This window comes from Pseudooctadecabacter sp. (assembly GCF_965657175.1).
Taxonomy (GTDB): domain Bacteria; phylum Pseudomonadota; class Alphaproteobacteria; order Rhodobacterales; family Rhodobacteraceae; genus Octadecabacter.
In genome coordinates this window covers 1-10404 of record NZ_CBFHNH010000032.1, presented here as the reverse complement: position 1 = coordinate 10404, position 10404 = coordinate 1, and the positions used below count along the sequence as shown (strand labels likewise).

The window sequence follows — 10404 nt, the reverse complement described above, 5'->3', positions numbered from 1 at the left end:
CGTGCCATCGGGGATGAGTTGCGGCAGGCCGAAGGGCTGTTGCTTTACCGTCGTTGGAAAGAGGCGGATGAGGCGCGCGCTGCCGCCGCCGATCAGTTGCGTGAACGCACGACCGCCGCTGCCTCTGCCGAAACTGCTGCGCGTCAATCGGGCAAGGCCCGTCAAGCCGCTGAAGATGCCCTACCGCCCTTGCGCGAGGAGGAGGCGATTGCCGCTGCCGTTCTTCAACGCCTCGGCGTTCAGCGTGATACGCTCACCGATCAAGAAGCCCGCGCCAAACAGACCATCGAAACCCTGACCAATCGCATTGAACAGCTTGCTCGCGACATCGAACGTGAGGCGGGTCTGAACAAGGACGCCGGCGAAACGATTGAACGGCTTGAGTGGGAATCCACCGAAATCGCCAAGGCCCATGAGGGGCACGCGGAGCGTTTGGAAGAGGCCCGTGTGGCCTCAACCGATGGGGCGCAGATTTTGGCGGATCGCGAGGCAGACCTCAGCCAGATGACCGAGGACGTGGCCCGCCTTGCCGCCCGTCACCAATCGGCCCAAAGATTGATCGACGATTACCGTAAAACGCTTGAGAAAAATGAGGCCGACGCCCAACGTGCCTTGGCAGCTCGCGCTGAAGCGCAGACCGCGCTGGAACGTGCGGCCCAGGATTTTGAACGCGCCCAAGCGGACGAAGCCACGGCCCGTGCCACGGCTGAAAAGGCGGAGGCTGTACTGGCCGAAGCCGAAGCCGCCCGCGCCGACACCCAAAGCCGTGAGGCCGACGCCCGCGCCTTGCGATCAGAGGCTGAGGGTGAGGCGAATGCCCTGCGTGCGGAAACGGCCGCCTTGGCCAAGCTGGTAGACCGCGACAGTGCCGAAGGCAGCCAGATCCTTGATCAGTTGCGGGTCCAAGGGGGCTATGAAAAGGCACTGGGTGCTGCTTTGTCCGATGACCTAAAGGCGCCCGCTGTAACGGACGACATGGGGTCCGGCTGGGTCGCGCTGCCGGGCTATACCCAGCCACAAGCCTTGCCTGCGGGCGTCAAATCGCTGACCAATTACGTCTCCGTGCCTGAGGTGCTGGTGCGCCGTATGGGGCAGGTGGGGCTGGTGGATGCCGCCGATGGGCCGCGCTTGCAAAAAGACCTCGCCCCCGGTCAGCGCCTTGTGTCGTTGGATGGTGATCTGTGGCGCTGGGATGGGTTCCGCGCCGCTGCCGAAGATGCGCCCTCAGCTGCGGCCTTGCGTTTGCAACAGTTGAACCGTCTTGAGGGCCTTAAGAAAGACCTCAATGATGCGGTCGCCAAGGCGGATGGCATGGCGCAGGCGCACGATATGTTGACCGCGCGGCTTGCCGAACTGGCGCAGGCGGATAAAGCTGCCCGTGCCGCCCGCCGTGCCGCTGATGCTGCCGTGGCAGACGCCAACCGCGCGCTCAGCCGCGCTGAGGCGGATCGCAACCTGTCGGAAAGCAAACTCGACAGTTCTGGCCTTGCGGTGTCGCGCCACGAAGAGGAGGCCATGACTGCGCGCAAGGCCCTGACCGAGGCTGAGGCCACGGCAAAATCCCTCGCCCCCCTGGATGACGCCCGTGCCAAGGTCGAAGACGTCAAAATGACGGTCGAAGCCGCGCGCATGACAATGATGGCCAAACGGTCCGGCTATGATGAGGTCCGCCGCGAAGGCGAGGCCCGCACCAAGCGCGCGCAGGAAATCACCAAAGAGGTCAGCGGCTGGAAACACCGGCTCGAGACCGCGAACAAACGGTCATCCGAACTGGCGGAACGTAAGGATACGTCCGAGGCGGAACTTCAGGATGCGATGACGGCGCCCGATGAAATCGCCGCCAAACGCGACGAACTGGCCACTGCCATCGAGGAGGCCGAGGCCCGCCGACGCGCCGCCGCCGACACGTTGGCCACCGCAGAAACCACCCTGCGCGACGCCACCATGGCGGAACGCGACGCCGAACGCACGGCATCCGAGGCCCGTGAGGCCCGCGCGCGGTCCGAGGCCCGTGCAGACGCCGCCCGTGAAACTATGGACGCTGCCGCCGCGCGCATCATGGAGGCGCAGGAAACCACCCCTGATAAGCTGTTGGATCAGTTGGATTTGGACCCCGATAAAATGCCTGCGTCTGAGGCGATCGAAAACGACGTCAACCGTCTGAAACGTCAACGCGACGCGCTGGGCGCAGTGAACCTGCGTGCTGAAGAAGACGCCAAAGAGGTGCAGGAAGAACACGATCTGCTTGTCAGCGAAAAGACCGATCTTGAGGAGGCGATTCGCGCCCTGCGCACGGGCATCGCATCTCTGAACAAAGAGGGTCGCGAACGTCTTCTAACCGCGTTTGAACAGGTCAACGAAAGCTTCGGGACCTTGTTCAAACACCTTTTCGGGGGTGGTGAAGCGAAGCTGGTGATGGTCGAATCCGAAGACCCACTGGACGCCGGGCTGGAGATCATGTGCCAACCGCCTGGCAAAAAGCTTAGCACGCTCAGCCTGTTGTCAGGTGGCGAACAGACTCTGACTGCACTTGCGTTGATCTTTGCGGTGTTCTTGGCCAATCCCGCGCCCATCTGTGTGCTGGACGAGGTCGACGCGCCGCTGGATGACGCCAACGTCACGCGGTTCTGCGACCTGTTGGATGAGATGACCCGCCGGACCGATACGCGGTTCCTGATCATCACACACCACGCCGTGACCATGTCCCGCATGGACCGTCTGTTCGGTGTGACCATGGGTGAACAAGGTGTGAGCCAATTGGTCAGCGTCGATCTGAAAGCCGCTGAAACCTTGGTGGCGTAAGCAAAATTTCCTCGAAATTTTGTCCACAATGTCTTTTCAAGACATTGCGCGCCCCACGCCATTGTGACGCGACACTGTCGGGTTCGCTGATAGCATAAGGGGTATGAAACACCTCATCTTTCCCATTGCGCTTCTCCTCGCGACGTCCGCGGCAGCGCAAGACTACGCGACACGTGCGACGGACAGCTTGCCTGATACCGCAGCCTTGTCCGCGCTGATCCTTGACCGTGATTTGATCTATTTCGATGACGGCACTTCGCGCTACAGCGCCGATGGCACCTACACATGGACCTATTCAAAAGCCAACGGCGGGGGCATCTGGGAAGGCCGTCACACCATCACTGACAATATTGTCTGCATTACCTTCGCAACCGGTATGGAACGGTGCGATATGTTCGTGACCTCAGGCGACCGGTTGACCTTGTTGACCGCCGATGGAGACCGTTACCCGATCCGTGAAATTCGGGTGCCCTAGAACAGGGCGGCGACTTTGTCTTTCAGGTTCAAATCCGCCTCAAGCAACAAATCGTGGGCCTTCAGTTTCGCGACCAGTTCGGGCGTCGCAGATTGGGTTCTGTTGTAAAAATCGGCAATCTCATCTGGGGTTGCGTCAGATGCGAAAGCCGCCAAGGTTTCGTTGAAACGGTAGGCCCCGTCGGTCGTGCGGTGGGGCAGGGCGGCCAGCCATGCCGCTTTGTCTTGCGCGTGAAAATGCAGCACGGTCAGCTCGGGATGCAGCGCCAGTTTGATCGGCGCGGGATCGTCCCCCCAACTGGCCGCATGCAGTTTGGGCATCAACCCGTCCAGCCCCGTGCGGAACAGGGATTTTCCGGCCTTATGGCTTAGCATGTTTTTCATCAAAAGGGCTGTGTAGTCGCCCAAGACGTCCATCCGGTCTTCAAGGGGCATTGGCGTGGGGAAGGGGTATTTGAATTGGCGCGCGGTGAAGATGTCATCGGGCAAGGTCGGGTCATGCAGTGCCTCGGCCGGACGCGCCCGTAGGAACGGTGTTCCGTCTGTCCAATCGTTCAGAATTTCGCTGACAGGGCGGGCAGGCCATAAAAATTCATCCACATCCAGATGCGCCAGCACCGGCACTTCAGCCGCCATATAGACACGTTGCACGTTATAGGCCTGCCGCGCTTCTTGGCGTTTGGGCCGGCGGCCCAGGACCGCCCAATAAGCCTTATCGCAGAGCACCGGCGTGACGCCTTCGATCTGCTTCAGGATACCGGCTGAAACGTCGTCCGCGTCATCCAGATGCACCCAGATCCGCGATGCGCCCAAATGTTTGTGCCACGCCACAAACGCCAAAATCTGCGCCAGAGGTGCCTTCACGGTCGTGCAGACACCCCAGTCCATCACAGTTGCGCCAGCAAAGATGCTGTGGGCCATGCATCGGCAGGCAGGCCCAGCCGCTGCTGTTCGGCCTGCACGGCGGCACGGGTTTTGGCGCCCAAAATGCCGTCGGCGCCGCCCACGTCATAGCCGCGCGCTTGTAGTTTTTCTTGTAGCTGCTGGATTTGGTCCCCGCTCAATCCCGGTGCGGGATTGCCGGCATCATAGACCTGTGCGCCCCCGATCCGGGTGGCAAAATAGGCAGCCGTCAGGACATAGACGAACGATTGGTTCCATTCGAAGTAGACGTCAAAATTCGGATAGGCGAGGAACGCGGGGCCGTTGCGCCCCATAGGCAGGATCAACGACGCCGGAAGCTGCGCCAATGTGCCGTCCCGCGCCTGAACACCCATCGCCGCCCAATCAGACGCGGGCAGCCGTGTTTCGGTGCCCGACAGGGACCAATCCATGGCATCGGGCACCACGACCTCTTGCAGCCACGGCTGGTTTGGCACCCATCCCAAAGAGGACAGGACGCTTGCCCCTGACAGCAACGCATCAGGTGGGGAGGTCTTCAGCGACACCTGCCCGTCCCCATCCCCGTCTCGTCCGTTTTCGATGATGTCACCGGGCAGCATCTGCACCATTCCAATTTCACCGGCCCATGCGCCCGTGGTTGTGTCGGGGTTCAGATCGCCACGGGCGAACAGCTCCATCGCGGCGAAAATCTGTGGGCGGAACAATTCGGGTCTGCGACAGTCATGGGCCAAAGTCACCAACGCGTTGCGGGTGTTGAAATTGCCCTGCACCGCGCCGAAATCCGTCTCAAACGCCCAAAAGGCCAGAAGGACCTCACGTGGGATGCCCAGCTCCGCCTCGATCCGGTCAAAAATCGCGTCTTGGCGCTGCGACTGCGCCTGGGCATTTTCGATCCGGTTGTTTGAGATCAGCCGCCGCGAAAAATCAACGAAATCGCGTTGGAACACGCCCTGCGCGCGGTCGGCGCGCAACACATCGGCATCCTGCTGGGCGTTTGCCAAAAACCGCTCCGCCACATCACGCTCAAGTCCCAGCGTCACGGCCTCATCCACAAGGCCCGCTTTGAACGCGGACCAAGACCCACCACAGGTCTGCGCCGCGACCGGCCCCGCCGCCAACATCGCCAAAACTGTCAAAACCCGCATCATTCAGCCTCCGAAAATTGTCTGGTCTACCCTAACGTCTGGTGAAAGCAGCGCAATCACCAGCACACAGGCTAGCGCCAAGGCCCATGCCTGCCAGAGTATCCGCACGGCCTGATCGATGTCATCTGGCCCTGCGTCTTTGCGCCCTGCGGGATGGACCCACGCGAATGCCTCCATCCGGCCATCATAGCTGCGCGGACCGGACAGTGAGACACCCAAACCGGGTGCCATCGCGGCCTCAGGCCAGCCTGCATTGGGTGAGCGGTGCAGCGCCGCATCAGCCGCGATATGCCGCCAGTGACCACGCCGCGTTGCGGCCCAGATCAGCACAGCCGTCAGCCGCGCAGGCACCCAGTTGAGCACATCATCAAGCCGCGCTGCGGCCCAGCCAAAACGCGCATAGCGTTCAGTGCGGTAGCCAATCATACTGTCTGCGGTGTTCACCACCTTATAGGCCAAAAGCCCCGGCAAGCCCGCGATCATGAACCAGAACACAGGCGCAATTACCCCATCGCTGAGGTTCTCTGCAGCACTTTCAATGGCGCCCCGTGCAACCGCCGGCCCGTCCATGTCCCGCACATCGCGCCCCACGATCATCGCGACAGCGTGCCGCCCATCAACCAGCGACAACCGCAATGCATCGCCCACAGCTTGTACATGCTGGACCAGCGATTTTTGCGCCAAAAGGACCGCGCCGATAATGACTTCCGCCCAGACCCACGGCAACATCATCAGCACTGCGCCAAGACAAAGTGCGATCCAGACCAGCAGCGCAAGAACCATTACCCCGCGCGCAAACGTGTCGTTATTGAATCTGCGATCAAGGGCCGAAATCGCCCGCCCGATCATCACAGCGGGATGCGGAACACGGTCCCACAGCCATTTGGGTTCGCCGAACAAAGCATCCAAAATCATCGCAAAAAAGACGGCGATCATAGGGCGGCCTTCAACTGATCCCAACGGTCCGGCGCCGGCAATCCCAGCCTGATCCATGTCTTTGAATAGGGGAAAATGCGGCTCCAGACATGGCCGCGTGCCAGCTTATCCTGCATCGCGGCAGCGTCGGGGACTTCGTAGGTGCGGAACAGATCCGTCCCGCCGACCAGTGTCCAGCCGACGAGTTCATCCAACCGCTTGGCATCCTCGGCCAGCCTTGCGCGTGTCGCCTCGGCCCAGGCCACATCCTCCAACGCCCGCGCCCCGATCTCAAGCGCGGGACCGGGGACAGCCCAAGGCCCGATCAGGTCGGGCAAACTTGGCCGCACGATATCCACGGCCTCTTGAAGTGGCACTTTGAGGCTTTCCACAGGCGACAACGTCTTGGCGGCCCCAATGGCAAAGCCAAGGCGAAGCCCCGCCAGACCCCAGAATTTTCCGAAACTCTTCAGGACCAAAATCCCTTGGTCCTCCGCCAGTTCGATATGGGAGCGCGTGGGGGTTACATCGCAAAAACTCTCATCAATGACAGTCAGCCGTCGCCCACCCATATTTTGCGCATCCCAGATCCGACCATCGGGATTATTGGGATGCACATAGACATGAGTATCAGCCTTCGCAGCGTTCTCGGCCCAAAACCAATTCCCTGATGCGTCGAATGCGGCTGCATGTTCGTTATAAGTGGGCGTTTCGATGTGAACCGTGCCCGATCCTTCGCCAATATAAGGAATGGCTGCGATGATCGCCGATGCCCCGTTGGCGGCCAAAATATCAGCCCCGTCAGGGACATTCCAAAATTTGCGCGCAGCCGCCAGAAGCCGATCCATCGCACCGCTGTCAGGCAATGCGCTCCACGCATTCCCAGAAATCTCACCCACGGGGTAGGGCACAGGATTGATGCCCGTGCTCAGGTCCAGCCAATCCGCACGGACCCCGCCATAGGCGGCCACCGCGACGTCCAAGCCGCCCCCGTGATCGCGTGCCTTAGGCATCCGGCAGCGGCTGATGGCGGGACACGAAATGGCCTTTCACGCCTTGCGGCCACTCGCGGTAGGGCACTTGACCGGTCTCAGATGCCGCGTGTTTACCTGCGTATTCAACGATGGCTTCGGCGTCCTCCGCCGTGGCCTCAAACGTTCCCAAGGAGTAGTTGATCTTGCCTGCCGCCTGCACCGTGATGTTGCAGGCACGGTCGCACCCCATGGTGCAGGACACGCGGCGGGTGCGGACATTGTCCGCGGTCGTCGCGGCCGCCTCGACTAAGGCGGCCAAAGCCTCCCCATCGGTGGGCTGGCCAGAGGCCGCATCCCAGCCCTCGCGTTTGCAGGTGTCGCAAATGGTAATCCAGGTCGTCATGGCGGGCCCTTTCTTTGGTCCCACCAACTTGAACCCCAATCTCAGGCGGCCTTCAACCCACCGCGTCCGTGCGGGGCGTCAAAATCAATCACCGGATTGATCGGCAGGATGCGGTTTGGGTTAATGCTTTCGTGGCTGTAGTGATAATGGCGCACGATGTGGTGCATGTTCACCGTCTCTGCGACGCCAGGCACCTGATACAGTTCCCGTGTGAACCCCATCAGGTTCGGGTAATCCAAAATCCGTTTGCGGTTACATTTGAAATGTTGGTGATAAACCATGTCAAATCGGATCAACGTCGTCCACAACCGCCAGTCGGCCTCCGTCATGCGGTCGCCCATCAGATAGCGGCCCTGACCAAGGCGGTCCTCCAACCAATCAAGACTGTCAAACAGCGGGTGCACGGCGGCGTCATAGGCGGCTTGCGTGGTGGCAAAGCCGGATTTGTAGACGCCGTTGTTGACCGTATCATAGACCCGCGCGTTTACCGCTTCGATGTCGTCGCGCATCTCCTCGGGCCAGTAATCATCGGTGTTGCCGGTGATCCCGTCAAAGGCCGAATTGAACATGCGAATGATTTCAGAGCTCTCGTTGCTCACAATCGTTTCACGTTCTTTGTCCCACAAGATTGGCACAGTGACGCGGCCCGTGGCCTGCGGATTAGCGCGCACATAGATATCGCGCACAAAGTCGTGGCCATACAGGGTGTCCCCCGTGGCCCCGTGGTCATCGGTTTCAAACGTCCAGCCGTCGGACAACATATCAGGATGCACGGCCGAAATCGTGATGTGATCCTCTAGCCCCTTCAGCTTACGGAACACCAAGGCGCGGTGCGCCCATGGGCAGGCATAAGACACGTACAGGTGGTAGCGGTCGCTTTCGGCCTTGAAGCCGGCCTCACCAGACGGTCCAGCGGATCCGTCCGCCGTGATCCAAGTCCGAAACTTGGCGTTGTCGCGTTTGAACGCGCCACCGGTTGATTTGGTGTCGTACCAAACATCATGCCATTCGCCGTCTACGAGTTGTCCCATCGGGGCCTCCATCTGAGTGTTGGCACATAGATAGCCCGCCGTTGCGCGCACGCAAACGCCCGCGAGGGCGCAGATAAGGTGCGCAAACGCACAGGTTTGCCGTCGCGTCCCGACGTCTGCATGCCGCATCTGCTCTTGCCCCGTTCCCGCCTGTCAGGCACAACAGCGCCTAGACGACGCCTATTTCAGGCCAGAACGGTTGGTGCGCTTCCGGTTGACCCAAAACGGGGACCAAGGGCGCACATCGTCAACCACCCGCACCTGCGGTCCTCTGGCGTGCCGACAACGGAGACCTCTCATGCGGATAATCCTCACCGCCCTGATCCTTAGCCCAGCCCCCGCCTTGGCCCATATCGGCCATCTGGGCGAAGTCGCAGGCCATGGTCATTGGATCGCCTTGGGCGGCATCGCGCTGGCTGGGGCCATCGCCCTGTTGGGTGGCCGCAAAAAGGCCGATGAGGCACAGTCCGATGACATCGCCGAAGACGAAGAAACAGAGGACGCACCCGCATGACCACCCCACCCAAAACCGGCGTGATGATCTGCGGCCATGGCTCGCGCTCTCAATCCGCTGTTGATGAATTTGCCACGCTGGCCGATAAGCTGCCCGCGCTGCTGCCCAAAGAGTGGCAGACGGAATACGGCTATCTTGAATTTGCGAACCCCGTGATCCGCGACGGCCTCGATAAGCTGCGTGAGGCAGGGTGTGAGCGTATCCTGGCCGTGCCAGGTATGCTCTTTGCGGCCATGCACTCCAAGAACGATATTCCAACGGTGCTGAACACCTATGCCGCAAAACACGGCCTGCAGATCAGCTATGGCCGCGAATTGGGCGTGGACCCGAAAATGATCGCCGCCGCCGCCGGTCGCATTCAGGATGCCGTGGCGCAGGCGAATGCGGATCATGGTGAGGTCTCCCTCCACGATACCTGCCTTGTGGTGATCGGGCGCGGCGCGTCTGACCCTGACGCCAATGGCAACGTCGCCAAGATCGCACGGATGCTGCACGAAGGCATCGGCTTTGGCTGGTGCGAGGTTGGCTATTCCGGTGTGACTTTCCCACTGGTGGAACCTTGCCTGCAACACGCTGCCAAACTGGGCTACAAACGCATCGTCGTTTTCCCGTATTTCCTGTTCTCGGGCATTCTGATTGACCGCATCTACGGCTTCACCGACCGTGTGGCCGACGCCAATCCTGACATCCAATTCGTCAAGGCAGGCTATCTGGGCGACCACCCAAAGGTGCTGGAAACCTTTGCGGAACGGATCATTGAACAGACGGGTAAAAACCCGCCGCCTAACTGCGGCATCTGCGGCTACCGCGAACAGGTGCTGGCGTTCGAGAATGGGGAGCACAAACACATCACCCCTGACCAGCGCGATCACCCCGCCTTTGACGACACCCCGCCGCCCACCTGCGTGCTGTGCAAATACCGCACTGCCGTTGTCGGGTTTGAGGGCGAGGTTGGCGCGATACAGGAATCGCACCATCACCATGTTGAAGGGCAAGGTGCCTCCGCACCGGGATCAAACGTCGCCGATTGCAGCCTGTGCGACACGTTCTGCACCGGCATGTGCCGGCTTGAGGCGCAGCATGCGCATCATCACCATCACCACCATGATCACGACCACGGCGATCACCACCACCATCACCACGCCGAATACCCCCACGCCAAACACCCTCATGGCCCGGAATCGGCCCGAAGGTCGAAACCGTGACCCCTCCCGCAGCGGTGCCAAATTTCCGGAAATTTGGC

The 10404-nt window shown here is 60.9% G+C and carries 10 protein-coding genes; 4 read left to right on the top strand and 6 right to left on the bottom strand.

Annotation, left to right across the window (positions count from 1 at the left end):
* Positions 1-2802, top strand: a 2802-nt coding sequence (locus tag ACTG36_RS16235) for a chromosome segregation SMC family protein (protein ID WP_439142953.1), incomplete at its 5' end; no start/stop codon positions are given.
* Positions 2803-2905: 103 nt separating this feature from the next.
* Positions 2906-3277 carry a hypothetical protein gene (locus ACTG36_RS16230; RefSeq protein WP_375279287.1) on the top strand — a complete coding sequence of 124 codons (372 nt, stop codon included), beginning with the start codon at positions 2906-2908 and terminating at the stop codon, positions 3275-3277.
* Here the strand turns inward: ACTG36_RS16230 and ACTG36_RS16225 are convergent.
* From ACTG36_RS16225 to ACTG36_RS16200, 6 genes are read right to left on the bottom strand one after another with little or no spacing between them, the layout of a single operon-like run.
* The gene (locus tag ACTG36_RS16225) at positions 3274-4197 is read right to left on the bottom strand and encodes a glycosyltransferase family 2 protein (protein ID WP_375279286.1); all 924 of its coding nucleotides are present in this window, start codon (positions 4195-4197) and stop codon (positions 3274-3276) included. The genes ACTG36_RS16230 and ACTG36_RS16225 overlap by 4 nt on opposite strands.
* Positions 4164-5324 (bottom strand): lytic murein transglycosylase, encoded by a 1161-nt coding sequence (locus tag ACTG36_RS16220; protein WP_375279674.1) that lies wholly within the window; start codon positions 5322-5324, stop codon positions 4164-4166. The genes ACTG36_RS16225 and ACTG36_RS16220 overlap by 34 nt, the downstream gene beginning before the upstream one ends.
* 3 nt (positions 5325-5327) lie before the next feature.
* Entirely contained in the window at positions 5328-6257 is a 930-nt protein-coding gene (gene cbiB / locus ACTG36_RS16215; protein ID WP_375279673.1) for an adenosylcobinamide-phosphate synthase CbiB, read from the bottom strand.
* The gene (locus ACTG36_RS16210) at positions 6257-7252 is read right to left on the bottom strand and encodes an aminotransferase class I/II-fold pyridoxal phosphate-dependent enzyme (RefSeq protein WP_375279285.1); all 996 of its coding nucleotides are present in this window, start codon (positions 7250-7252) and stop codon (positions 6257-6259) included. The genes cbiB and ACTG36_RS16210 overlap by 1 nt, the downstream gene beginning before the upstream one ends.
* On the bottom strand, positions 7245-7616 hold the full coding sequence (locus ACTG36_RS16205; protein WP_375279284.1) for a DUF1636 family protein: 372 nt from the start codon (positions 7614-7616) through the stop codon (positions 7245-7247). The genes ACTG36_RS16210 and ACTG36_RS16205 overlap by 8 nt, the downstream gene beginning before the upstream one ends.
* Before the next feature lie 41 nt (positions 7617-7657).
* Entirely contained in the window at positions 7658-8647 is a 990-nt protein-coding gene (locus ACTG36_RS16200) for a glutathione S-transferase family protein (RefSeq protein WP_439142950.1), read from the bottom strand.
* A 298-nt stretch (positions 8648-8945) separates the two neighbouring features.
* Here ACTG36_RS16200 and ACTG36_RS16195 point away from each other — a divergent pair, with 298 nt between their 5' ends.
* Both ACTG36_RS16195 and ACTG36_RS16190 read left to right on the top strand, forming a co-directional pair.
* Complete coding sequence (locus tag ACTG36_RS16195; protein WP_375279282.1) at positions 8946-9161, top strand: DUF6732 family protein; 216 nt, start codon at positions 8946-8948, stop codon at positions 9159-9161.
* A complete protein-coding gene (locus ACTG36_RS16190; RefSeq protein ID WP_375279281.1) occupies positions 9158-10366 on the top strand; it encodes a sirohydrochlorin chelatase in 1209 nt (402 codons plus the stop codon). The genes ACTG36_RS16195 and ACTG36_RS16190 overlap by 4 nt, the downstream gene beginning before the upstream one ends.
* Positions 10367-10404: the final 38 nt, after the last annotated feature.